Consider the following 23,521-nt stretch of genomic DNA (forward strand, 5'->3'; position numbering starts at 1 on the left):
CGGGTGCCGAACTCCGGTCAAACGCTCGCCGAGCGCTATCGGCTCGCCCAGCGCATCGCGGTCGGCGGCATGGGCGAAGTCTGGCAGGCCGTCGACGTGCGGCTGGACCGGACGGTGGCCGTCAAGATACTCAAGCCGGAACTGTGCGGCGACGCCGAGTTCCTGCACCGGTTCCGCACCGAGGCCCGCACCACCGCCTCGCTGAACCACCCGGGCATCGCGGCGGTGCACGACTACGGCGAGACCGCGGCCGTCCCGGACGGCCCGGAGGACACCGCCTACCTGGTCATGGAGCACGTCGAGGGCGAGCCGCTCGCCGCGATCCTGGCCAAGGAGGGGCGCATCACCGCCGAGCACACCCTGGAGATGCTGGAGCAGGCAGGCAACGCCCTGCACGCCGCGCATCGGCGCGGGCTGGTGCACCGCGATGTGAAGCCGGGAAACATCCTGGTCACCCCGGACGGGACCGTCAAGTTGACGGACTTCGGCATCGCCAAGGCCGCCGATGCGGCCCCCGTCACCCGCTCGGGGATGGTCATGGGAACCGCGCACTACATCTCCCCGGAGCAGGCGCTGGGCAGCGAGGCCACCCCCTCCAGCGACGTCTACTCGCTGGCCGTGGTCGGTTACGAGTGCCTGCGGGGGCACCGCCCGTTCCTGTCCGACAACGCGGTGACCGTGGCGATGATGCACATCCGCGACATGGCACCACCGCTGCCGCCCGACGTGCCTCCGGGCACGCGTGCGCTGATCGAGGCCACCCTGGTCAAGGACCCGCGCATGCGCTACGGCGAGGGCGGGGAGTTCGCCAACGCCGTGGCCAGCGTGCGCGCGGGCAGACCGCTGCCCGCACCGCTGGCGCTGAGCTCGCAGCCTCCTCCCGCGCCGGGACCAGCCGGCTCGGGGCAGCCCGCGCCTCCCCAGCAGGTCACGCCCCAGCAGGTCACGCCGCAGCAAGTGCCTCCCCAGCAGCACGGGCAGCCGCAGCAGCCCATGGCGACGCCGCCCCCGCAGCACGGCGGCCACCCCCGGACGGGGACGCAGCACCCGACCATCAACCAGCAGCAGGCCGTCGGGCACCAGCAGACCGGCAGGCACGCGTTCCCGAACCCCCCGGGGAGCACACCGCCCCCCGGGGGTGCACCCTCCGGGCCACCGCACCCCACGGGGGCGCAGCCCTCGGGCACGGTTCCTCCCGGGGTCATCCCGCCGCAGGCGGCACCGGGAAGCCCTCCGGCGGGGGGAAACCAGTACGTACCGCCCGCGAAGAAACACCGACCGGGGCGCGGAACGACTCTCTGGGTGGTGATTGTCGTAGTGGTGCTGGTGCTCGCCTGCGGCGCCGCGGCCACGCTGGCCTACAACCACTACCTCTCACTGCCCGCGCACGGAACCGACGACGAGACCACGGGAACAGTGACACTTTCGGAGAGTGTTCGACAGAACACCACGGGTCGTGTGAGATTGGCCGATTTCGCTTCGACGGGGGAGTTCAACACGAGCTCGTTACGGCATCCTGAGGGGTGGCTCTCGCACGCTCCCACCTCGGCGATCAGCTCGTGGAGCTCCGCTGCGCGCCGGAAGCAGCCGATCTCGTCGACCACCACGCACACCACGCCGGGCACAGCCGCACGGGGTGAGATACGGGAAGCCGGTACGTATGGAGTCGGGGGGACCGCGCACCGCACCCAGACCTGGACCATATCGGCCGTCACAGGCTTTTGGGGCAATTTGATGGGACGCTCGTGGACACAGATCGGGACGACGCAGCGATGAGCTCACCGCGACTTCTCTCCAACCGTTACGAGATCGAGGACCCCCTCGGTTACGGCGGCATGTCCGAGGTGCACCGTGGCCGGGACGTTCGGCTCGGCCGGGATGTCGCCGTGAAGGTGCTGCGCGCGGACCTCGCCAGGGACCCCACCTTTCAGCTGCGTTTCCGCCGAGAGGCCCAGAACGCCGCCGCGCTGAACCATCCGGCGATCGTGGCCGTGTACGACACGGGCGAGACCGACTCGGAGAACGGTCCGCTGCCATACATCGTCATGGAGTACGTCAGCGGCAGGACGCTGCGTGACGTGGTCAAGAGCGAGGGTCCGCTGGCCCCGCGCCGCGCGATGGAAGTCATGGCGGACGCCTCCGCCGCGCTCGACTTCAGCCACCGGAACGGCATCGTGCACCGGGACGTGAAACCGGCCAACATCATGATCACCGACTCCGGCGCGGTGAAGGTGATGGACTTCGGGATCGCGCGGGCGGTGGCGGACGGCCAGGCCGCGGTGACCCAGACCGCGGCGGTCATCGGCACGGCCCAGTACCTCTCCCCCGAGCAAGCCCGCGGGGAGACCGTCGACGCGCGCAGCGACGTCTACGCCTCCGGTTGCGTGCTGTTCGAACTGCTCTGCGGCGACCCGCCGTTCACGGGCGACTCGCCGGTGGCCGTGGCCTACCAGCACGTCAGGGAGCAGCCGAGCAAGCCCTCCGAGTCCAACAGCCAGGTCCCGGACGCGCTGGACGCGGTGGTGCTGAAGGCGCTCAGCAAGAACCCGGAGAACCGCTACCAGTCGGCGGCGGACATGCGCACGGACCTGGTCCGGGTGCTGTCCGGGCAGCGGCCGAAGGCGCCGCTGCTGACGGCGGCGCCCGAGGACGAGGACACCGAGCGGATGGGCGAGCCGGAGCCCACGCGGGTCAACCACGAGCAGGCTCCCCCGACGGAGACCGCTGCCGCGCTCCCCCCTGAGGACGACGGCTACGAGGAGCAGGACCGCAAGCGGCGCAGGCGCTGGACGATCGGGCTGGTCACCTTCGCGTGCGTGGCCGCCTTCGCCGTGGTCGCCGGACTGGCCGCGACGATGCTCGGCGGTGGCCCCCAGCAGCCCGAGAAGATCCAGCTCGGCTCCTACCAGGGACAGCGCCTCGAAGTGGCGAAGAACGCGGTCAAGGAAGCCGGTTTCCAGAACGTACGTGTCCAGGACGAGCACTCCTCCTCCAGCGAGGAGGGCACCGTGATCAACCAGCAGCCCGCCGAGGGCAGGTACGCACCGGACCGGACGATAACCCTGATCCACGGGATCGGTCCCGAACAGGTGAAGGTGCCCGACCTGAGCGGGATGAACGTCTCCGAGGCCCAACGAGCGCTCCAGGAGGCGGGGTTGAAGCTGGACCCGCAGCGCCAGACGAAGCCGGTCGAGGACCGGAGCAAGGTCGACAAGGTCGTGGACCAGAGCGAAACGGGCGAGGTCATGAAGGGCACGATGGTCCGGGTCACCATCGGTGAGGCCGTCCAGAAGCAGCCGGTCCCGGACGTCACCAACTTCCAGCTCGCCCAGGCCAAGCAGACGCTGACCTCCTCCAGCTTCGAGATCTCCACCGAGCGGGTGGACTCGGGCGAGAAGGCGGGCACCGTGGTCAAGCAGAGCCCCTCGGGAGGTTCGAAGGCCGAACCCGGTTCCACGATCACGCTGTCGGTGTCGAACGGTTCGCAGATGCAGATGCCCGACCTGAGCGGACTGGAAGCCTCCGAGGCCAAGAAGGTGCTGCGCCAGAAGGGCTTCGAGGGGAACGTCTCCACGGCGGACAAGCCAGTTCCGGACTCCTCCAAGGAGGACACCGTGGTGTCCACCTCCCCCTCGGCGGGATCCGAGATCGACAAGAACCAGAAGGTCACCCTCTACATCGGCACGGAGCAGGAAACGCCGAGCTCCAGCAGTTCCAGCGAGCCCAGCGACGGCCTGTTCCCGTGACCTCCCCCGCCCCGCCCCCGGCCGCGAGCGCGGCGGTCCGGTGGGCGGGGCTCGCGGGGCTTCTCGTCCCCGCTCAGCCACGCGAATCGAGCCGACGGAGCCCTATTAGAGTCGCGGTATGACTTCGGGGGAAGTGACTCATCAGGTTTCGGAGACCGTCGAGCGCTACGTGCGGCTGCTCGACGCCGGTGACGTCCCCGGTGTGCTGGGGCTCTTCGCCGAGGAGGGCGTGGTCTCCTCCCCCATGCAGGGCAAGATCCCGGCGCGGGAGTTCTACCCCGAACTCGCGGCGACGCTGCAGCGTGCGGAGATAACCGCCCAGGAGATCTTCGTCTCCACCACCGACCCGCACCGCGCCGCCGTACGCTTCCGCTACGACTGGACCGCCGCGGCCGAGAACCCGCCGAACTTCGACTGCATCGACGTGATCACCCTCGACGCGGACGGGTTGATCGCGGAGCTCAGGTTCGTCTACGACACCCACCCGCTGCGGGTGGCCTGGCAGGACGCGCTGGACAGGTTGCGCTGAGCAGGAGCCGTCAGGTTCGATGATCCCCGAGTCGTCCCCCCGCTCAACGGCCGATCGGAGCCCCCGTGATCCTGGCTAGTGATCCGCCCTTCGCAATGCATTCGAGCCGACGTGCGGAGTTTCACCGGCGCTGGTCCCACAGCAGAGCTCTCCTGGCGCTGGGTTGCCTCGCGATCCCGACTCTGCTGCTGGCGGCCCTGCCGGTGGGGATGATGCTGCTGCCGGAGTGGCGAGACCGGCCTACGGGAGTCGACGCCGCTGCGCTGTTGGTCAGTGCCATGTCCCTCGGGGTGGTCCTGTGGTACCTGCGTCCCACGAAGATGCTCGAGCGCACCGAGTTCTGGGGGCTGCGCACCGCGCTGTGCTGCGCCGTGCAGGTGGTCGCTCTGGAGTGGAGCCTGCCCCCGACGGCCGGTCCTGCGCTGTCCCGGGGAGTCCCGCTGGCGGGGCTCGCGCTCGCCCTGCTCGCGGGAGTTCTCACTGCGGTCGCCCGCGCGAAGCTGTTCGCCCCTGGCGGCAGCGCCCTGGCTGCCACTTCACTGCCGCTGCGTCACGCGATCTTTCTTCCGCAGGCCGCCCGGCGAGGCGAGGTCGTCATAACGGCTGACCAGTTGTTCTGGTATCTGCAGCAGGGGGCCAACGGCATCGGTTGGATGCGTCTGGCGCGTGAGGAGAACCAGATCCCGCTGGACGAGATCGTCGACGTCTCGGTCACGGAAGTACGGGATCCGTACCGTGCCCCGCCGGTGCTGGTGATGGAGGACGGAACACCACTACCTCCTCCCACCGGCGAGGTGGTGCACGTGCGGACGCGGCAGGGCGAGGTGCTGCTACCCGCCGTCGCCGCCGAGCAACTCGCTCAACAGCTGCGGGAACGCCTGCGAACACCGCCCCCGCGGGAGACCGCACCACTCGACGGCTGATCAGCCGGCAGAAACGCGGCCGCGGACTCAGAGAGATTCGGTGACTCCGCCCCAGAGAAGGAGTCGTCACAACTATGCTCCGTGCGGAGTCGTACTCCGGCCCAAAGGATGAAGGAAGGCAATGAGCGAACCAGGGCAGCAGGCTGAAGAACTAGCTGAATGGGCCCGTGGCCTGGAAGAAAAAGCACAGCGCTACGGACAACTCAGGGAACAACTGGGAAATACTTCGATCACCGAAACCTCCTCCGACCAGGCTGTTCGAGTCACGGTGGACTCCAACGGAGTGCCGACCGAGCTAACCGTAACGAACAACGCGCGCAGGTACTCTCCGGAGCAGATCACGACTCGCCTGAACGAGACGATGCGCCGGGCCCACGCGCGACTGAGCGAGGAGGTCGCACGGCTTACCGAGTCGGTAGTCGGTGACGACGAAGCCGCGAACAACATCCTCCGCAGCTACCGCGAACGTTTCCCAGAAGTCGACTCCGCCCCGGAACAGACCTCAACTCCCCGTACCGAAGACATGGACCTCGCTGTTCCAGATGACTACGACGACTGGAACGCACCGCGTCACAGGAGGTGATCGAGATGACTGATTCGACCAAAGTATCAACCGAACAGCTGCGCTCACATGCTGACACCGTGAACGGTTTCAAGGACAAGGCCGCGAAGGCTGCCGATGCTGCAGAACACGTATCCGGCCTGGACGACGCCTACGGGCTGCTCTGTCACCAGATGGGTTTGCCGATGCTGCTCAAGCAGCCGCAAGATTCGGCAGCACAAGGCATCCGGAGTTGTGCGGAGACCTTCGAAGCACTGTCCCGAGCACTCCGCGACGTTGCCAAGAAATACGAAGACACTGACGATGATCAGTCCTCAGAATTGGAAAAAATAACCAGCCAGATGGAGAAATTGAAAGCGAGCAATTTCTAAATGGACATCCTGGATGAATCTTCTGATAACTCGCTGGTTGACGATCGATCGAACGTCAGAGACGACTCGAACTACGACTTCCTCACTAGCCCCACTGAAGATCCCCTAGGGTACTTCGATAAGAGTTCCAGTCCATCCGGCTGGGCTGGCGGCACGACCGCCGACAACTTCGCGAATATAGCCGATGGCATTGAGAGCGGGGACTGGGTCGCTGTCGGGCTGGCCGGAGCCGGAATAGGCTTGGACGCGGTAGGGGCGATCACCGACCCGATCGGATTTGTCGCAGGGCAGCTGTTCAGCTGGATGCTGGAGCACATAGAACCGCTACGCGCGACGATGCATGCCTTGGCCGGAAACCCAGGAATGATCAAGGGATACGCTTCCACCTGGGACAATATCGAAAAAACGATGAAGTCCGTTGGATCGGACTATGCAGATTCCTCCGTGCGTGAGACTTCCGGATGGCCGAGCGAGGCAGGCAAGGCCTACCGTGCCGAAGCAGCCGAGTTCGCCGAAGTGTGTAAGTCCTCCGCCGAGGCGGCCCGCGGACTGGCTACCGCTTCCTACAAGATGGCAGAGGTAGTCGGAGCAGTACGCAGTCTGGTTCGAGACTTGCTCGCTGGCCTGGCCGGGGCCATGGTCAGCTACGCTCTCGAGCTGGCCGGAACGCTGGGAGCTGCCGCACCATTGGTCATCGAACAAGCGCTGACAAGAATCGCAACCACAGGCGGTAAGATTGCTCGCACTATCGCGAAGCTAGTCCAGACCATCTCGGCGCTGGGAGACCTGCTGGGACCGCTGAAAACCGCCCTGGAAGGGCTCAACAAAACCGCCCAAGCCCACCAGAAGAACAAATGATCGGATGAGTCTGACTCCGCGTTCCGCCGTGCAGCCGACGTTCCACGTGAAACCGGACCACGGCGGAACGAGCTTCCGGATGAGCAACCAGCCGGCTCGAGGGCTCCGTTCGGATTTTCGCGGCTCCGGGTACGGAACCTTCTGCTGTCCCGTACCCGGGTGCCCCACCCGCGGAAAGCACCGGCTCTCAGCGCAGCGCGTTCGCGGCCACCTCGCGCATGTCGCGCTCCAGCCGCTCCACCGTGGCCTCCTCCGCGGGGTGCCCGGCGGTTTCCATCCAGTTGGCCAGCATCCTGTGCCCGCCCTCGGTCAGCACCGACTCGGGGTGGAACTGGACGCCCTCCAGCGGGAGCTCGCGGTGCCGCATGCCCATGACCACACCGCCTGCCGTGCGGGCGGTGACTTCGAACTCCTCCGGAACGCTGTCCGGGCGGACGGTCAGCGAGTGGTAGCGGGTCGCGACCACCGGCCGCGGCAGCCCGGCGAAAACGCCGACGCCCTCGTGCTCGATCTCGCTGGTCTTGCCGTGCAGCAGCTCCGGGGCCCGCTCGACGGTCCCACCTCGCGCCGCGCCGACGGCCTGGTGCCCCAGGCACACACCCAGCAGGGCCTTGCCCGCGGCGGCGCACTCCGAGACCAGCTCCATCGACCGCCCGGCGCGCTGCGGCGTGCCCGGCCCCGGGCTGAGCAGCACACCGTCCGCCCGCTCGACGTCGGCGTCGGTGACCGCGTCGTTGCGGCGGACCACGCACTCCGCCCCGAGCTGCGCCAGGTACTGCACCAGGTTGTAGACGAAGCTGTCGTAGTTGTCGACCACCAGAACCCGCACGACCCCAGCCTACGGGTAGCGCACCGCGCGAAGCGACCCCGCAAGGCTCCCGCAGCGGCCCCGCCTGCGACCCCGCCAACGCGGCCGAAACATCCGAATCACCCGTTGTGCTGCGACAACACCCCGGGCCACCCGGCCGAGAGGCCCGAAGTGCGATAGCCTACGCATTTCGTGGACACAAGTCGGTCGCCAGCTTCGAACGCGGTGGTAGCGCCGTGAGCCCCACGGGCAACGCACCGCGCGCAGGCGCTCTGCCGGGGCGCGTCGTGCGACCGCTGCGCAAGCTGTCCCGGGCCAGCCACCCGGCCAGGATGGTGGTCATCGGCTTCGCGCTCGCGGTGCTGGTCGGGACCGTGCTGCTGATGCTCCCGATCTCGGCCCAGCACGGCACCACCAACTGGGTGACCGCCCTGTTCACCTCCACCTCGGCGGTGTGCGTGACCGGGCTGGTCGTTGTCGACACCGCCGGGCACTGGTCCACCTTCGGTGAGCTGGTCATCCTCGGGCTCATCCAGGTGGGCGGGCTCGGCATCATGACCCTGGCCTCGCTGCTGGGAATGCTCGTGGTCCGCAGGCTCGGGCTGCGGATGCGCCGCAACGCGCAGACCGAGACCAAGAGCCTCGGGCTCGGCGACATCCGCTCGGTGATCGCCGGGGTCATCGCCCTCAGCCTCACCATCGAGCTGGTCATATCCTGCGCGCTCACCGCCCGGTTCGTGCACGGATACGGGCAACCGCTGGGGCACGCCGCCTACTTCGGGGTCTTCCACGCCGTCTCCGCGTTCAACAACGCCGGGTTCTCCCTGTACCCGGACAGCCTCCAGCGCTACGCCACCGACCCGCTGGTCTGCCTGCCGGTGCTGTTCGCGGTGATCATCGGCGGGCTGGGTTTCCCCGTGCTGTTCGAGATCGGCAGGAAGCTGCGCGGGAAGCGGCGCCACTGGACGCTGCACGCGAAAGTCACCCTCAACACCTACGCTGCGCTGCTGGTCATAGGCGTGTGCACCTTCCTGGCCTTCGAGTGGAACAACCCGTCCACCCTCGGACCGTTCGGAACCGGGGGCAAGCTGATGGCCGGGGTCTTCCACGGGATCACCCCGCGAACAGCCGGGTTCACGACGGTCGACGTGGGCGAGATGAACTCGACCACGATGCTGGTCAACGACGTGCTGATGTTCATCGGCGGCGGCAGCGCGGGCACCTCGGGCGGCATCAAGGTCACCACCTTCGCGCTGCTGGCCTTCGTCATCCTCACCGAGGTCCGCGGTGAGTACCAGGTGCACGTGCTGCACCGCAAACTCCCCAGCAACGTGCAGCGCCAGGCGCTGACCGTGGTGCTGGTGGCCGTGGGCATGGTCTTCACGGCCACCCTGGCACTGCTGATGCTCACGCCCTTCGGACTGGACGCCGTGCTGTTCGAATCCGTCTCGGCCTTCGGTACCGTCGGCCTCTCCACCGGGATCACGGACCACCTCCCCCAGCCGGGGGAGCTGGTGCTCACAGCCCTGATGTTCACGGGCAGGCTGGGACCGGTCACCATGGCCTCGGCGCTCGCGCTGCGGGAGCGCGGACGCCGCTACGACTTGCCGGAGGAGCGACCGATCGTTGGGTAAGGACACGCAGAAAGCACGCCCGTCACGCGTGGTCGTGATTGGACTGGGCCGCTTCGGCGGGTCACTCGCCGTGGAGCTGGTAGAACGCGGTTCCGAAGTCCTCGCACTGGACAACCGGCCGCACCTGGTTCAGCAGTTCTCCGACGCCGTCACCCACGCGGCCGTGGCCGACACCACTGACCCGGAAGTGCTGCGCCAGCTCGACGTGCCCGACTTCCGGAGGGCGGTCGTGGCCATCGGCGACGACCTGGAGGCGAGCATTCTGACCACCTCGCTGCTGGCCGACTTCGAGATCCCCCACATCTGGGCGAAAGCGGTCAGTCGCCAGCACGGCCGCATCCTGGAACGGGTCGGCGCGCACCGCGTGGTGCTTCCCGAGCACGACATGGGCGAGCGAGTCGCCCACCTGGTCACCGGCAGGATGCTCGACTACATCCAGTTCGAGGACGACTACGCGATCGTCAAGACCAGGGCCCCGGCCGCCGCGGTGGAACGCCCCTTGTCCGAAACCAGGGTGCGCAGCAAGTACGGGGTGACCGTCGTCGGCATCAAGCGCCTCGGCGAAGGCTTCACCTACGCCACCCAGGAAACCGTGCTGCACCACGGGGACATTCTCATCGTGTCCGGGAGGTCGCGGGACGTGGAGCGCTTCGCCGACCTGACTTGAGGGGGAGGGGCGGCGGGTCCTTTCGCTTGGGTGGTTGCGTGGCGGAACCTCTCGCGGGCTCTCGCTCCGGCGAGGCCCGACATCGGGTAGCGACCTACTCGGGGGGCAGCTGACGGCGCAGTCGTTCGAGCTGCTCGGCGACCTCGGTCGGCTCCGTGCCCAGGTCGAACCGGCCGAGCACGAGAAGTCCGCCGAGCACGTCCCCCTCGGGCACGTCCAGCTCGAGGACGGGCGTGTCACGTCCGAGACGTCTCGTCCTGCTGATCCGGAGGGAAACCCGCTCCCAGGACCAGCTGTGCTGCCCGCCCAGCGTGCGCACCGTGATCCCCGCGGAGTCGGCCCGCAGCCGCGGACGCAGGTGGCTCAGGCAGCCGGAGGCGCTCGCGACCAGCAGCGCTCCCGCGGCGACGAAAGTCGTGTCCACAGCGTTGCCGGTCAGCAACAGGCTCAGGCCGAGCGCGCAGGCCAGCACCCAGCCGATCCCGATGAGGGCCGGTGAGGTGCTCCAGCGCAGGCCTCCACCGGTTCCCGCGCCTCCCGCTTCGTCAGCCTGCTGCACGACAGCCCCGCACGGAGTTGTCCACAGGAGTTGTCCACATGGGGATAGGTTACATCCGTGTGATTCGCCGGAGCCCGCTTCGCGGCGCGCTCACCGCCATTTCATGGTCATCAGCAGCCCGATGATCATGAAACCGAAGCCGACGGCGAAGTTCCACGGCCCCAGCTCGGCCATGAAGGGGATCTTCGGGCCCGCCAGGTAGTTGACGACCAACCACAGCAGGCCCAGCAGCATCATGCCGAGCATCACGCCGACATAGATCGGGTGCGAGGGCCCTGCCGACTTCGCCTTCACCGGTGTTCGGCGGTCGACCGGCGGGGGTGTGGAGGTCTTCTTGCGGACCTTTGACTTGGGCATGGTGTCCTCGCCAGGTGGTTCGGCCGATCCCCGCCGCCCTGCGGCCGAGCTCGGCCTCCTCGACACGTTCCGTGCGCCGCGCGGCGAGGTGACCCGGAAGTCCCCGGAAGGGCCGACCTCGTCCCGCCCGACCGGGTTCGCACCGAATCGCCCCACGGCGACCCATCTACACTCACACGTTAACGCAATCTCGGGATTTTCCGAACAACCCGTATGCTTCCCGCGAGATCCCTCGAACGAATTCGGGGAGGAGCTGCACGGTGACAATCCCGCGGGCCGCCCCACAGGCGCCACCACCGGATCCGAGGCCGAACCGTTCGCGTTCCGTGCTGCGCGGACTCGGAGAACTGCTGATCACGCTCGGGCTGGTCGTGCTGCTGTTCGTCTTCTACGAGATCCAGGTGACCAGCTGGTTCTCCGCGCGCAAGCAGGAAGCGGCCACCGACGAGCTGCGCCAACGCTGGGATCGTCCCTCGGGCGGCGAGCAGCGGCTCGAGCCCATGCCCGGCAACGGCTTCGCCAGGCTCTACGTACCGGAGCTGGGACCGGAGTTCCCGTTCACCGTGCTGGAGGGGACCGATCGGGAAAGCCTGGCCGCGGGTCCGGGGCACTACGCGGACACCGCCCTGCCGGGGCAGCGGGGCAACTTCGCCGTGGCGGGCCACCGCTCGGGGCGCATGGCCCCGTTCGCCGAGCTCGACGAGCTGCGGTCCTGCGCTGCGCTGGTGGTCGAGACCAGGGCCGAGTGGTTCGTCTACCGGGTGCTGCCCATGCGCGGGGAGGCCGCGGGGTGGAACAGCTCGGAGCGGGGGCCGAAGTGCTCGGGGGTGGCTCCGATCGGAGGGCCCTACCAGGGGGTGCGCGGCAGGACCGTGGTCGAGCCCGCCCGGCGCGAGGTGATCAACCCGGTTCCGGGGCGAGCTCCCGGAACGGTGCCGGAGGAGTGGCGGAGCAGGCTGATCACGCTGACCACCTGCCACCCCGAGTACTCGGCGGACGAGCGCATGATCGTGCACGGTGTGCTGACCAAGCGCTACCCGAAGGTGGGCGATCGGCCCGAGCTGCGTCCTCCCGAGCTCGCGGAGGGGTGAGGCCCGTGGGAACGGGTGCGACCAGCAGCGACCGGACGGAGGTGGTGTGAGTGTACGCGTGGATCTGGCGGCACCTGCCCGGGCCGTTGCCGATCAGGGTGCTCCAGGCGCTGGTGCTGATCGCGGCGGTCGTGGCGCTGCTGCTGTTCGTGGTCTTCCCGTGGGTCGAGCCGCGACTGCCCTTCGGCGACCCCACGCTGGAGTGACCACCACTTCCGGGGGCGCCGAGCGGCTCACCAGGAATTCCCGACCGGAACTCCCAATCGAGGGGTCCACACCAACGCAAGCGCTTTGAGCCCGATCCACCGACACCGCCGCGAGCAAACCGAGTCGACGCAAAACCCGAACAGAACTCCAGGCCAAAACACGCCGTTCAACGCAAGCGCTGTGAGCCCAGGCAACCCGACCGACCGCGGGTTCTCTCGTGGTGCTCTCGCGAGGAAGGCCCGACGTTGTGTAGGCCGCTACCCGATGTCGGGCCTCGCCGGAGCGAGAGCCCGCGAGAGGTTCCGCCAAGTGACCACCCAAGCAACCGGCACCGCCGAACCTAGAGGGAATAGCACCTGTACTCACCACGCACCATCCCGCAAACCGTCTGCCCCAGCGCAACGTCCCGCGTGACCATCGCCGCGAGCAGCACCAGCAGCAGCGCCACCAGCGCTCCGGACTGCCACACGAGGCGCCGGTTCGCCGGTGCGTAGATCAGCGCGGCCGTGGCCGCCGTGCCCAGCACCAGGCCGCCGAGGTGGCCGAGCAGCGATATGCCGGGGATGCTCAGGGTCAGCACCACGTTGAGGCCGATCACCAGCAGGATCGGCCGCATGTTCAGCTTCAGTCGCCACGCCGCGACGGCGATCCCGCCGAACAGGCCGTACAGCGCGGTGGAGGCGCCCACCACGGGCTGGAGCACCGAGCCGAACAGGAACACGAACATGCTGCCGCCGAGCAGCCCGAGCAGGTAGACCGCGCTGAAGCGGATGCGGCCGAGCACCATCTCCAGGTCGCGGCCGACGATCCACAGGGCGATCATGTTGACCAGCAGGTGGATCATTCCCTGGTGCAGGAAACCGGAGGTGACCACGCGCCACCACTCGCCTGCCGCGACCTGTATGGGGACCATCTCCCACCGGAGGAAGAGCTCCGATCCGGAGTTCCCCGCAACGGATCCGGCCTGAACGGCGCTGAGCACGAACAGCAGCACGTTCACCGCGATCAGCACCGGAACCACGATCGGTTTGCCGCCGAGCCTGGCTCCGGCGATCGTCACCGGTTCGCGGGTGTTGCGCTGCTGCTGGCGGACGCAGTCCACGCAGTGGTAGCCGACGCTGGCCTCGCGCAGGCAGTCCGGGCAGGCCGGACGCTCGCAACGAGTGCAGCGCAGGCCGGTGGGTCGATCCGGGTGACGGGTGCAGCCGGGCATGGGCTGCGCCCCGTGCTGCTCGTCGGGCTGTTCGGGCGGAACGTTCACGTCAGGCCCCACTACACACGTGGCCCGTCGGCTCGACGCTCACGCGTCTGCTCGAAAAGGGCCTAGGCGGATTCACCACGTTCGATGGTGACCTTCTCGATGACGATGTCGTTGACCGGGCGGTCGCCCTGGCCGGTCGCGGTGTGCGCGATCGCGTCGACCACGTCACGCGACTCCTGGTCGGCCACCTCGCCGAAGATGGTGTGCTTGTAGTTCAACCACGTCGTCGGCGCCACCGAGATGAAGAACTGCGACCCGTTGGTGTTCGGCCCCGCATTGGCCATGGCCAGCAGGTACGGACGGTTGAACTGCAGCTCCGGGTGGAACTCGTCGGCGAACTCGTAGCCGGGACCGCCACGACCCGTGCCGGTCGGGTCACCGGTCTGGATCATGAACCCGTCGATGACCCGGTGGAAGATCACACCGTCGTAGAAAGGACCGGACCGTTCTCCCCGGGCGTTCGGCTCGGTGTACTCCGCGGTTCCCTCGGCGAGCTCCACGAAATTGGTCACCGTCTTGGGAGCCTGGTTCGGGAAGAGGACCACCCTGATCGCACCCTGCGTCGTGTGCAAGGTCGCGGTGACCGACTTCCCCACAAGCGATCCATTGTCTTCTGCCACCGTCACATTGTCCCATCGCCGAGCACACCCGCCGCCGCAGGGTGCAGTATGGGGTTTGATCGTCATCGACATCGCGGTACCCGGGATGGAGACGCCACGAGTTTCCGCGCCCCGACGTCCGTCGATCGCCGCGGTCGCCGTGGCGGGACGAACGATCAGGTGCCACCGGACCACGGGCTCGTGAGGAGCCCACCACTAGGAGGCGAGAGCATGGACGAGGTCAAGGCGATGTCCCGCGCGGGGGAGAACGTGGGCAGGGCCATGGGCACCGGAGTCCGCACCGCCCGGACGGGCGCGGCCAGGGCGAGCCGCGTCGGTTCGGACGTGACCAGGCAGGCGGTGGCACTGGCCGAGCAGGAACTGGCCGAGCGCGGAATCTCCACCGACGACCTGCAGGAGCGGATCGCCCAGCGCGCCACCGGAATGTCGCGCAAGGAGCTGGCCAAGCGCGGCAAGAAGGCCCGCAAGGAGTGGGACAAGCGCACCGCGAAGCAGCGCAAGCAGCTCGCCAAGGGCGCGAAGGTCGCGCGCAAGGAGTTAGCCGGTCGCATCGACCCGGCCAAGCCCAAGCGGCGCAAGTGGCCCTGGATCGTGCTGCTGCTGGCCGGGCTCGCCGGCGCCGCGGCGGCAGTGCTGTCGCGCAGGCCGGAGGAGCTCCCGATCGACGACGGCGGCCAGTTCAAACCGAGCGGGACGGACGAGCAGCCCTCCTCCACCGAGAACGGGCAGGTTTCCGGTGTCCGGTCCCAGCAGAGCTCGGAGAACCGCTGAGCAAGTTCTCCGTCCTCCTGACGTGAGGACTCGGCCGGGGGAACTTCCCGCGCTCCGGTGAGCGCGTGTTCCGAACTCGCCCCGGCCATCTTTCCAGGAGGCACGCGGGCGGGCCGATGAGCTCTCCGCCCGCCCGCGTGCCAGCCCCGGCCCCGCGGGGCACGCGAGGCGCGCCTCGTCTCGCTCGTCTTCCCCGCGCGTGTCGAGCCCCGCACCACCTCCGGTGCGAACTTCCTGCGGGCCTCCACGCCGCCCCCCGGCGAGCACTCGACCGGCGGGCAGCCGAACCACGGGCGCTCGCCCGGCCTTCCTTTGGGATCGAAACTTCCTCCACGAAAGAAATCAACTCTTTTCGTGAAACCGCGTCATGCCCGAGCAACCCGCCCGTCCCGTCCACAGCGGGTGACTCCGGGGGGATCACCCGCCCCGGATGTCGCATTCGGGGCCCCGGCTCGCCGGCTCGTGGGAGGGCGAGCGGGGCGGGCGGGGGAGGAGTCCGTGAACGGGGAGACGGACTCCTCCCCACGTCCCACGGCCGAGGGAACGCGAAGGAGAACAGTCGAGGGAGCACCGACCACCCGAGCGATTTCGGCGCACACGCCGAGACCACCTGCCAGGGACCGGCCGGTCAGCGGGCCAGAATCGACGGTGTCGAGGTTTTCGACCGATTTGGGAGGAGAAGATGAGCAACAACGCCACGGACGAGACGAACAACCCGATCTTCGCCGAACTCACCCGCGAGCTGGCGGACCCGACCGAGTCCGATCTGCGCGTGTCTTCCCCACCGGAATTCGCCGAGCTGCTCGTCAACGACGCGCTCAGCGGTAGGCACCGCGACAACGAGGACGAGGTCACCCCGCTGTCCCCGGTCCCGGACGAACCCGCCGAGGGAACCGATCAGGACTCCGGAAGCGGTTCGGGACGGCACGCGCAACCGGGCACGGACCAGTAGGGCGCACCGGCCCGGTCCGCACGGGTGGTCACTCGGCGGAGACTTCCGCCGGTTCCCGGGAGCGGGTGCCCGACATCGAGCGGGCACGATCGCCGCCGCTCCCCTCAACACTTCCCGGACGGGCGAAGGACCCGGCTGCCACCCAGCAGCGTGCCCGCCCTTTCGCACCGGCAGGAACGATGTCGCCCCGCTGAACACCCCCGGAACGTGGCCCGGCACACGTCCCCGCGAAGCGTTCGCGTGGTGCCGAACCGACCGAGCCGACCGGGCCGAGGCACTTCCGCCGCGGAGCCCGCCCGAGCAACGACCCGCGAACACCACCCCTCCCCCGCACGGAAGAACCACCGCACAGCGCGCGCCGAACACCTCGCCGCCCGTACCGTGGTCGGCAGCACTCCGTCGACAGCGGAACCGCGGGATGAGCGGACGACACCCCTCCGAGCGGACCACCGCCGCTCACCGCGGCCGCACCCGGCAACCCGAATCGAAGAGCCCCGTGAACGCCGCGCAGAGTCGTTCCGCGAGCGGAAAGGGAGAACATGTCACGGGCCACCGTGCATGACCTGCTGGAGCGCAACGAGATCGCCGCACTGCAGCAGTGGCTCGCCGAACACCAGCCGCACGAGATCGCCGATGAACTCGGCCGCACCGACGAACTGCACGCCGTGCTCCTGTTCCGCCTGCTCGGCAAGGACGAAGCGCTGGCGGTGTTCGAGGAGCTCGACCCTCCCGAGCAGCAGAAGGTGCTGGCCGGGCTGCGCGACCACTCGTTCCGGGAGCTGGTCGAGGCCATGGACCCGGACGATCGCGTCCGACTGCTCGGGGAGTCCCCGGCCAAGTTCGTGAACCGGGTGCTGGTCGGGCTCAGCCCCCAGGAGCGCGCCACGACGGCGGCGCTGCTCGGCTACCCGGAGGGGTCGGTCGGGCGCTACATGACCCCGGAGACGGTGACCCTGCGCCAGGACCTGACCGCCTCCGAGGCGCTCTCCAGGATCCACGAGCGCGGCCCCGACGCCGAGACCGTCTACACCCTGCTCGTCGTCGACGACCGGCGTCACTTCATCGGGACCGTCTCCCTGCGGGACCTGGTGCTGGCCCCGGGGCAGCGGCGGGTCTCCGAACTGGCCGACCCGGAGAGGTTGCGGGTGAGGGCCGGCGAGAACGCCGAGGACTCCGCCCGGCTCATGCAGGACGCCAACCTGCTGGACCTGCCCGTCGTCGACAGCGAGGAACGCGTGCTCGGGCTGCTCACCATCGACGACGCCGTGGAACTCATCGAGGCCGCAGACAGCGAGGACATCGCGCGCCAGGCCGCGGCGAGCCCGTGGAGCGGGCACTACATGTCCGTCTCGGTGCTCCAGCTGGCGCGCTCCCGCGTGGTCTGGCTGCTGCTGCTCATCGTCGCGGCCACGCTGACCGTCAACGTCCTGCAGTTCTTCGAGTCCACCCTCGAGGAAGTGACCACGCTGGCGCTGTTCGTCCCGCTGCTCATCGGAACCGGGGGCAACGCGGGGGCGCAGGCGGCCACCGCCTCGGTGCGCGCCCTCGCCGTCGGCGAGGTGCGCACCGGGGACGTGCTCCGCGTCGCCTGGCGGGAGTGCCGCGTTGGGCTCACCCTCGGGGTCACGCTGGCCGTTCTCGGCCTGGGCATCGGCACCGCTTTCGTGGGCGTGGGGGTGGCGGCGACGCTGGCCGTCTCCCTGGTCGCCGTGTGCGGGTGGGCGGCCATGATCGGAGCGACGATGCCGCTGCTGGCCAAGCGGGTCAGCATCGATCCGGCAGTGATCTCCACTCCCCTGGTGACCACGCTCGTCGACGCCACCGGGCTTATCATCTACTTCATGGTGGCCAAGGCCTTCCTGGGGATCTGACCGGTGCTCACCCGGGGATCGGCCCCGGGCCTCCCCCACCACGAGCAGCCCCGGACTCCCGTCGGCCGGGAGCGGGTCCTCCTCAGGGCGGCGAAATTTCCGGAAAACGGAACATCGGTTCCGCGCAAGACGAGATATCTCATCGCCCCACCCGCCGCGAGCCCTTCAGCGCGGCGGGTGGGGCCGCATACGTTGGCCCGAAACGGGAAGAGGAATGAGGATGGCATTGCACGAGTCATTGGACCCCATCTACGACCAGGTGGTCGCGCGCAACCCCGGCGAGGTCGAGTTCCACCAGGCGGTCCGGGAAGTGCTCGAGAGCGTCGGCGTGGTGATGGGCAAGCACCCGGAGTACGCGCAGGCCAAGATCATCGAACGCATCTGCGAACCGGAGCGGCAGGTCATCTTCCGCGTTCCGTGGCAGGACGACCAGGGGCAGGTGCAGATCAACCGCGGTTTCCGGGTGGAGTTCAACAGCGCGCTGGGCCCCTACAAGGGCGGGCTCCGCTTCCACCCCTCCGTCTACCAGGGGATCATCAAGTTCCTCGGCTTCGAGCAGGTCTTCAAGAACGCGCTGACGGGGCTGCCGATCGGAGGCGGCAAGGGCGGCGCCGACTTCGACCCCAAGGGGCGCTCGGACCAGGAGATCATGGCCTTCTGCCAGAGCTTCATGACCGAGCTGCACCGGCACCTCGGCGAGTACACCGACGTGCCCGCCGGTGACATCGGGGTGGGCGGACGCGAGATCGGTTACCTGTTCGGGCAGTACAAGCGACTCACCAACCGCTACGAGTCCGGTGTGCTGACGGGCAAGAGCGGGGTGTTCGGCGGTTCGCACATCCGCACCGAGGCCACCGGGTACGGCAACACCTTCTTCGTCAAGGAGATGCTGAGCGCCCGCGGGCAGTCCTTCGACGGGAAGCGCACGGTCGTTTCCGGCTCCGGCAACGTGGCGATCTACACGATGCAGAAGGTGCAGGAGCTCGGCGGCCACGTGGTGGCCTGCTCCGACTCCGAGGGGTACGTGCTCGACGAGAACGGCGTCGACGTGGACCTCGTTAAGCAGATCAAGGAGCAGGAGCGCGGCAAGCTCGCGGAGTACGCCGAGCGGCGCCGGGCGGCGAAGTACGTGCCGAACCGGCAGGTCTGGGAGATCCCCTGCGAGGTGGCGCTGCCCTCGGCCACGCAGAACGAGATCACCGGCAAGGAGGCGGGCGCCCTGGTGCAGAACGGGTGCCTCGCGGTCGGTGAGGGCGCCAACATGCCGACCACCCCGGAAGGAGTTCGCGTCTTCCGGGAGGCCGGTGTGGCCTTCGGGCCGGGCAAGGCGGCCAACGCGGGCGGAGTGGCCACCTCGGCGCTGGAGATGCAGCAGAACGCCTCGCGGGACTCCTGGTCCAGGGAGTTCACCGAGCAGCGGCTGGAGGAGATCATGATCTCCGTGCACGACCGCTGCTACGCGACGGCGGAGGAGTACGGGATGCCCGGCGACTACACGGCCGGGGCCAACATCGCGGGCTTCACCAGGGTCGCCGACGCCATGCTCGCGCTCGGCCTGATCTAGCACCCCGCCACAGGACTGTTCGAAGGAACGCGGAACGGGTTTCGCCCCCGGCCACGGCCCCGGCGAAACCCTCCCGTCCACCGGCCGCTGCTGGAGAGCGCGGCTCGGTTCGCTCGGCTGGTTCCGATGAGCCGCCCCCGGTCGAGGTCTCGCCTCGGGCGCCCCGCGACGTCGGGCGGCGCCCGTCCGGGAGCGGTCCGCCGCTGTCGCCCAGCCCCACGAACGCCCCGCGGCGCGCGGCATGCGCACCCCCCATCTGTGGGTATGTATGGTGGCCCGAAGTCTCACGGGAAAGCGGTAACGACCGTGGGCCTCTCCTCCGAGGCTGCCGGAGGAGCTACGCCGCCGCCCCGAGGAGGCGCTCGGCCTCTTCCGCGGACGAGCTCGCCCCGGGCGGAACCGCGACCTCCCACGACCACTCCGCCACGTTGGGGGAACCGACATGGAGCAGCAGGAGTCCGGGACGTTCGACGAGTCCGCCGAAAACCCGACGGCCCAAACTGACCCTGTCAAGGTCCTCGCAGCCGAGGACATGCGCGAGTACGCGATCTTCTCGCTCGACACGACCGGACACGTGGCCAGCTGGAACGCCAGCGCGGCCCGGCTGAAGGGCTACAGCAGCGAGGAGGTCATCGGCCGGCACTTCTCCCTGTTCTACCCCGAGGGAGCGGCCGCATCCGGATACCCGCGGTGGGAGCTGGAGCAGGCCACCGCGCACGGCTTCTTCATCGACCGGGGCTGGCGGGTGCGCAAGGACGGCAGCCGGTTCTGGGCCCACGTGGTGATCACCGCGCAGCGCTCCCCCGCGGGCAAGCTGGACGGGTTCATCAAGATCACCCGCGACGAGAGCGAGGTCGGGGCGCGCCAGCAGCGCTCGATGCGCCGCTTCACCGACCTGTTCGAACTCGCCCCGGTCGGGATAGCGCTGTTCGACCAGGCCGGGCACCTGCTCGACGCCAACGGCGCTCTGGGGGAGCTGCTCGGCTACCAGCTGCAGGACTTCTTCACCATGGCCGAGCACGACTTCCTGCACCCCAGCGACGAGGGCGGGGGACTGTTCCCCAGCCCGAACAGCCCCGGCGGGCGGAACGTGGGCGAACCCGTGCCGCACCGGGTGCTGGCCCGCTCCGACGGAGAGCCGGTGCTGTGCCAGCTGCGCAGCACCGCATCGGTGCGCGACGACGGGAGCCGGTCGTGGCTGCTGGCCTTTCACGACGTGACCGCCCAGGTGCGCCACACCGAGGCCTTGCGCTACCAGGCCACCCACGACGCCACGACCGGACTGCTCAACCGCAGGGGCTCCGAGGAGCTGCTGTCCGATCTGCTGTCCCACAGCATCGCCGAGAAGGTCGCGGTGCTGTTCTGCGACCTGAACAACTTCAAGCGCGTGAACGACTCGCTGGGCCACGCGGCCGGTGACGAGCTGCTCGCGGCCGTGGCCGAGCGCTTGACCACAGAACTGCCGCCGAAGTGCACCCCGGCCCGCTTCTACGGGGACGAGTTCGTGGTCTTCTGCTCCGACATCGACGTCTTCGGCAGCCTGGAGGAGTTCACCCGCCGCGTGAGCGAGCTCTTCCGTATGGACGTGCGGTTGCACGAGCGAATGGTGCACGTCTCGGCCTCGGTCGGATCCACGGTGATCGGGTCCCCCGAGACGAACCTGACGGAGCTCATGCAGTCCGCCGAGGCGGCGATGTTCCAGGACCGGGTGCGCGGCCAGGGCCAGACGAACATAGCCCTCGGCCGTGTGCTGCCCAGCCGGGCGGGAATCGACCAGCTCGCCATGGAGGAACAGCTGCGGGAGGCACTCAGCAACGACCGGCTGGGGGTGCACTACCAGCCCGTCCTCGCCAACGACGGCTCCGTGGTCCTGGCCGAGGCACTGCTGCGGTGGAGCCATCCCGAGCACGGACCGCTCAGCCCGGACGTCGTGCTCACCGTGGCCGAACACGGCGGACTGCTGGCCGAGCTGGACCGCTGCGTGCTGCGCACCGCGCTGCGCGAGTCGGTCGGTTGGCGGTGCCCGGACGGCCGTCCGGTGGGTGTCGCGGTGAACCTGGCCGGGCTGCGCCCCGGACAACCGGACTTCACCGAGGAGGTCTCCGCGGCGATCAGCGAGGCGGGAACCTCGCCCGAGAACCTGGTGCTGGAGATGGTCGAGACGGTCATCGCTGAGCTGGAGGAACAACCTCTCCAGGCCATGCGCGAGCTCACCGAGACCGGGGTGCGGTTCGCCATGGACGACTTCGGCAGCGGCTACTCCTCGCTGGCCAGGCTCAAGGACCTGCCCACGCAGATCATCAAGCTCGACCGGAAGTTCGTCTCCGGGCTCGGAACCGAGATCACCGACCTTGGGATCGCCCGGGCCGTGGCCGAACTCGCCCGCACCATGGGGCTGACCTGCATCGCCGAGGGCGTGGAGAACGCAACTCAGCACCACCTGCTCCGCGCCATCGGAATCGATGCGTACCAGGGCTACCTGTTCTCCGCACCGCTGCCCGCCGACCGGTTCCGCGAGTACCTCGCCACCACCCCCGCACCGAGCCCCGGATTGTGACCACGCTCACATAATTGCTCCCGCGGTGTCGACTCGCATGCCGACTGCTCGGCCCGCTCGGCGGAGCTCCGCCACGAGCCCTCCGGGGCGCCCCCACGGGGGACACGAAAAAGGCCCGGGGACGCAGTCGCGTCCACCGGGCCTCGATGTGGAGACGAGGGGAATCGAACCCCTAACCCCCGCCTTGCAAAAGCGGTGCTCTGCCGATTGAGCTACGTCCCCGTCCGCCACGTCGAATCCTCACCGGCCGACGTGCGACAACGGCGCCCGAATCGGTGACCATCCGAAGGATCAGCTCCGAAGCAGGGGCGAACCATGGACCGGTCGGCCTGCTCAGGCCTCGGCCGTGGCCTCGCGCCACAGGTCGGCCTCCGCCTTGGCCGCACTCTTGCGCCGAACGACGAACAGGACCGCACCTGCAACAGCAGCAAGGATGAGCAGCTTCTTCACTTCGGATGCCTCCTACTACGAACGTATGCCGCCGCCACGATACTCGCAGCGGCGGCACGTGCCACGTGGGCCTAGGAGGACTTGAACCTCCGACCTCTTCGTTATCAGCAAAGCGCTCTAACCGACTGAGCTATAGGCCCTGCGTGCACTGCACACATTACACGAGCTCACGATCGCGTTCAAAGGGGGGTGCCCAGTGCGCGTCCCGACTCCCAACTGCAGCACAACAAGGCCGCTGAGCTGGGAAATTCTCGCGAACGAACATCCGGGCACCCACCCGTCACTCGCGTTCGGACAGTGTCAGCTCGACACCGCCCACGAAATCGGCCGCCACGTTGTAGATGAACCCGGCGACCGTGGCCAACGCGGTGATCAGCACGATGTTCACCGCACCGATGATCATGGCCACGCCGAAGATCCGTCCGGGGCTGATCAGGGGTTCGGCCAACGAGTTCTCCGGCTGGGTCAGATCGCTGAACGTGCCGTTGAGCTGTTCCCACACGCCCATGCCGCCGAGCACCCCGTAGAGCACCGCGACCGCGATCATCCACACGAAGAACAGGGTGACGCTCAACACGAGGGCCAGCTTGAGCACCGACCACGGATCCACCCGGCGCACCTGGAGACTGGCGCGCCGTGGACCGCGGTTCGGCCTCCTGGAGCTGCTCCCCTGGGCGGACGTGCCCGAACCGCGCACGCCCCCCATGGCGGAGAACGAGACGCTCGAACGCGCCGACTCCGCCGCAGCGGCCCCCTCCTCCGGCTCGGAACTCCCCCGCAGCGGATGCGGGATCTTGTGGGTGTCCTCGGAGTCCGACCCCGTGTCCGCGGGGGCTTCGGACGACTCGGGCGCGCCCCGCGTCGTGGCTTCCTGCCCACTCCCACCGCTCGGGGCAGCGGACGAGCCCGACGAACTCGTCGAGCTCGTCACGCGCTGCCACGGCGGCGCAGGCTCGGAACCGTCGACCTCGCTGTCGGAGTCGCCGCGACCGCCCGCGTCCACACCGCTGTCGGCAGTGTCCGCGGACATCCCCCCGGAAACCGAGGTTGCCGTCGCCTCCGTCGTAGTCGTGGTCGAGGTCGTGTCCTGCTCACCAGTGGAACGAGACTCCGATTCCTGCGGCTTGTCCGAAGATGTCACGAGCGATCCTTCACTGATCGTC

General features: G+C 68.6%; 23 protein-coding genes and 2 tRNA genes. 16 read left to right on the forward strand and 9 right to left on the reverse strand.

Annotated elements, in window-relative coordinates:
* Positions 1–3: 3 nt before the first annotated feature.
* The 7 genes from G9Q41_RS22435 (at position 4) to G9Q41_RS17865 (ending at position 6,989) form a co-directional block, all read left to right on the forward strand.
* Positions 4–1,776: a serine/threonine-protein kinase gene (locus tag G9Q41_RS22435; protein ID WP_092525036.1), complete on the forward strand. Its 1,773-nt coding sequence runs from the start codon at positions 4–6 to the stop codon at positions 1,774–1,776.
* Complete coding sequence (gene pknB / locus G9Q41_RS17840) at positions 1,773–3,746, forward strand: Stk1 family PASTA domain-containing Ser/Thr kinase (RefSeq protein ID WP_165633033.1); 1,974 nt, start codon at positions 1,773–1,775, stop codon at positions 3,744–3,746. Before G9Q41_RS22435 ends, pknB begins: the two co-directional genes overlap by 4 nt.
* 118 nt (positions 3,747–3,864) lie before the next feature.
* Complete coding sequence (locus G9Q41_RS17845; protein WP_092525040.1) at positions 3,865–4,275, forward strand: nuclear transport factor 2 family protein; 411 nt, start codon at positions 3,865–3,867, stop codon at positions 4,273–4,275.
* Between the two features lie 95 nt (positions 4,276–4,370).
* The gene (locus G9Q41_RS17850) at positions 4,371–5,198 is read left to right on the forward strand and encodes a hypothetical protein (protein WP_165633034.1); all 828 of its coding nucleotides are present in this window, start codon (positions 4,371–4,373) and stop codon (positions 5,196–5,198) included.
* A gap of 121 nt (positions 5,199–5,319) precedes the next feature.
* On the forward strand, positions 5,320–5,781 hold the full coding sequence (locus G9Q41_RS17855) for a YbaB/EbfC family nucleoid-associated protein (RefSeq protein ID WP_165633035.1): 462 nt from the start codon (positions 5,320–5,322) through the stop codon (positions 5,779–5,781).
* A 5-nt stretch (positions 5,782–5,786) separates the two neighbouring features.
* Positions 5,787–6,131 (forward strand): type VII secretion target, encoded by a 345-nt coding sequence (locus G9Q41_RS17860; protein WP_165633036.1) that lies wholly within the window; start codon positions 5,787–5,789, stop codon positions 6,129–6,131.
* Entirely contained in the window at positions 6,132–6,989 is an 858-nt protein-coding gene (locus tag G9Q41_RS17865; protein ID WP_165633037.1) for a hypothetical protein, read from the forward strand.
* Positions 6,990–7,176: 187 nt separating this feature from the next.
* Here the strand turns inward: G9Q41_RS17865 and G9Q41_RS17870 are convergent, their stop codons facing one another.
* Positions 7,177–7,818 (reverse strand): aminodeoxychorismate/anthranilate synthase component II, encoded by a 642-nt coding sequence (locus G9Q41_RS17870; RefSeq protein WP_092525042.1) that lies wholly within the window; start codon positions 7,816–7,818, stop codon positions 7,177–7,179.
* 215 nt (positions 7,819–8,033) lie between these two features.
* On the opposite strand from G9Q41_RS17870, the gene G9Q41_RS17875 reads away from it, so the two are divergent.
* Positions 8,034–9,431 carry a potassium transporter TrkG gene (locus G9Q41_RS17875; protein WP_347567557.1) on the forward strand — a complete coding sequence of 466 codons (1,398 nt, stop codon included), beginning with the start codon at positions 8,034–8,036 and terminating at the stop codon, positions 9,429–9,431.
* A 28-nt stretch (positions 9,432–9,459) separates the two neighbouring features.
* Positions 9,460–10,098: a TrkA family potassium uptake protein gene (locus G9Q41_RS17880; RefSeq protein ID WP_017972671.1), complete on the forward strand. Its 639-nt coding sequence runs from the start codon at positions 9,460–9,462 to the stop codon at positions 10,096–10,098.
* A 94-nt stretch (positions 10,099–10,192) separates the two neighbouring features.
* Here G9Q41_RS17880 and G9Q41_RS17885 read toward each other — a convergent pair whose 3' ends face one another.
* Together G9Q41_RS17885 and crgA are read right to left on the reverse strand one after the other, a co-directional pair.
* The gene (locus G9Q41_RS17885) at positions 10,193–10,657 is read right to left on the reverse strand and encodes a PH domain-containing protein (RefSeq protein WP_165633038.1); all 465 of its coding nucleotides are present in this window, start codon (positions 10,655–10,657) and stop codon (positions 10,193–10,195) included.
* Positions 10,658–10,747: 90 nt separating this feature from the next.
* The gene (gene crgA / locus G9Q41_RS17890) at positions 10,748–11,014 is read right to left on the reverse strand and encodes a cell division protein CrgA (protein ID WP_092525046.1); all 267 of its coding nucleotides are present in this window, start codon (positions 11,012–11,014) and stop codon (positions 10,748–10,750) included.
* 260 nt (positions 11,015–11,274) lie between these two features.
* On the opposite strand from crgA, the gene G9Q41_RS17895 reads away from it, so the two are divergent.
* Positions 11,275–12,105, forward strand: a complete 831-nt coding sequence (locus tag G9Q41_RS17895) for a class E sortase (protein WP_347567558.1) — start codon at positions 11,275–11,277, stop codon at positions 12,103–12,105.
* Between the two features lie 50 nt (positions 12,106–12,155).
* Positions 12,156–12,311, forward strand: a complete 156-nt coding sequence (locus tag G9Q41_RS17900; protein WP_092525050.1) for a hypothetical protein — start codon at positions 12,156–12,158, stop codon at positions 12,309–12,311.
* 341 nt (positions 12,312–12,652) lie between these two features.
* Here the strand turns inward: G9Q41_RS17900 and G9Q41_RS17905 are convergent, their stop codons facing one another.
* A complete protein-coding gene (locus G9Q41_RS17905; protein WP_347567559.1) occupies positions 12,653–13,573 on the reverse strand; it encodes a rhomboid family intramembrane serine protease in 921 nt (306 codons plus the stop codon).
* A gap of 62 nt (positions 13,574–13,635) precedes the next feature.
* Complete coding sequence (locus tag G9Q41_RS17910; protein ID WP_092527779.1) at positions 13,636–14,193, reverse strand: peptidylprolyl isomerase; 558 nt, start codon at positions 14,191–14,193, stop codon at positions 13,636–13,638.
* Positions 14,194–14,403: 210 nt separating this feature from the next.
* Here G9Q41_RS17910 and G9Q41_RS17915 point away from each other — a divergent pair, with 210 nt between their 5' ends.
* From G9Q41_RS17915 to G9Q41_RS17935, 5 genes are all read left to right on the forward strand, one after another.
* Positions 14,404–14,964 carry a hypothetical protein gene (locus G9Q41_RS17915; protein ID WP_092525054.1) on the forward strand — a complete coding sequence of 187 codons (561 nt, stop codon included), beginning with the start codon at positions 14,404–14,406 and terminating at the stop codon, positions 14,962–14,964.
* Between the two features lie 682 nt (positions 14,965–15,646).
* A complete protein-coding gene (locus tag G9Q41_RS17920; protein WP_092525056.1) occupies positions 15,647–15,916 on the forward strand; it encodes a hypothetical protein in 270 nt (89 codons plus the stop codon).
* A gap of 539 nt (positions 15,917–16,455) precedes the next feature.
* Positions 16,456–17,787: a magnesium transporter gene (gene mgtE / locus G9Q41_RS17925; protein WP_092525058.1), complete on the forward strand. Its 1,332-nt coding sequence runs from the start codon at positions 16,456–16,458 to the stop codon at positions 17,785–17,787.
* A 220-nt stretch (positions 17,788–18,007) separates the two neighbouring features.
* Complete coding sequence (gene gdhA, locus G9Q41_RS17930; protein WP_165633039.1) at positions 18,008–19,351, forward strand: NADP-specific glutamate dehydrogenase; 1,344 nt, start codon at positions 18,008–18,010, stop codon at positions 19,349–19,351.
* A gap of 442 nt (positions 19,352–19,793) precedes the next feature.
* Entirely contained in the window at positions 19,794–21,908 is a 2,115-nt protein-coding gene (locus tag G9Q41_RS17935; RefSeq protein ID WP_165633040.1) for a bifunctional diguanylate cyclase/phosphodiesterase, read from the forward strand.
* Between the two features lie 149 nt (positions 21,909–22,057).
* Here the strand turns inward: G9Q41_RS17935 and G9Q41_RS17940 are convergent.
* The 4 genes from G9Q41_RS17940 to G9Q41_RS17950 form a co-directional block, all read right to left on the reverse strand.
* A tRNA-Ala gene (locus G9Q41_RS17940) sits at positions 22,058–22,130 on the reverse strand.
* Between the two features lie 111 nt (positions 22,131–22,241).
* Positions 22,242–22,358 (reverse strand): DLW-39 family protein, encoded by a 117-nt coding sequence (locus G9Q41_RS22095; protein ID WP_017972653.1) that lies wholly within the window; start codon positions 22,356–22,358, stop codon positions 22,242–22,244.
* A gap of 66 nt (positions 22,359–22,424) precedes the next feature.
* Positions 22,425–22,498: transfer RNA gene (locus tag G9Q41_RS17945), tRNA-Ile, on the reverse strand.
* Between the two features lie 140 nt (positions 22,499–22,638).
* Positions 22,639–23,499 carry a DUF3566 domain-containing protein gene (locus tag G9Q41_RS17950; protein WP_092525062.1) on the reverse strand — a complete coding sequence of 287 codons (861 nt, stop codon included), beginning with the start codon at positions 23,497–23,499 and terminating at the stop codon, positions 22,639–22,641.
* Positions 23,500–23,521 lie beyond the last annotated feature (22 nt).

Origin of the sequence: Actinopolyspora sp. BKK2, assembly GCF_011291845.1 — a bacterium.
GTDB lineage: Bacteria > Actinomycetota > Actinomycetes > Mycobacteriales > Pseudonocardiaceae > Actinopolyspora > Actinopolyspora saharensis.

Excerpts from the sequence above, each read along its gene's own strand:
- pknB (WP_165633033.1), top strand. The coding sequence starts at position 1,773 with ATGAGCTCACCGCGACTTCTCTCCAACCGTTACGAGATCGAGGACCCC.
- G9Q41_RS17845 (WP_092525040.1), top strand. The coding sequence starts at position 3,865 with ATGACTTCGGGGGAAGTGACTCATCAGGTTTCGGAGACCGTCGAGCGC.
- G9Q41_RS17850 (WP_165633034.1), top strand. The coding sequence starts at position 4,371 with ATGCATTCGAGCCGACGTGCGGAGTTTCACCGGCGCTGGTCCCACAGC.
- G9Q41_RS17855 (WP_165633035.1), top strand. The coding sequence starts at position 5,320 with ATGAGCGAACCAGGGCAGCAGGCTGAAGAACTAGCTGAATGGGCCCGT.
- G9Q41_RS17860 (WP_165633036.1), top strand. The coding sequence starts at position 5,787 with ATGACTGATTCGACCAAAGTATCAACCGAACAGCTGCGCTCACATGCT.
- G9Q41_RS17865 (WP_165633037.1), top strand. The coding sequence starts at position 6,132 with ATGGACATCCTGGATGAATCTTCTGATAACTCGCTGGTTGACGATCGA.
- crgA (WP_092525046.1), bottom strand. The coding sequence starts at position 11,014 with ATGCCCAAGTCAAAGGTCCGCAAGAAGACCTCCACACCCCCGCCGGTC.
- G9Q41_RS17915 (WP_092525054.1), top strand. The coding sequence starts at position 14,404 with ATGGACGAGGTCAAGGCGATGTCCCGCGCGGGGGAGAACGTGGGCAGG.
- G9Q41_RS17920 (WP_092525056.1), top strand. The coding sequence starts at position 15,647 with ATGAGCAACAACGCCACGGACGAGACGAACAACCCGATCTTCGCCGAA.
- mgtE (WP_092525058.1), top strand. The coding sequence starts at position 16,456 with ATGTCACGGGCCACCGTGCATGACCTGCTGGAGCGCAACGAGATCGCC.
- gdhA (WP_165633039.1), top strand. The coding sequence starts at position 18,008 with ATGGCATTGCACGAGTCATTGGACCCCATCTACGACCAGGTGGTCGCG.
- G9Q41_RS17935 (WP_165633040.1), top strand. The coding sequence starts at position 19,794 with ATGGAGCAGCAGGAGTCCGGGACGTTCGACGAGTCCGCCGAAAACCCG.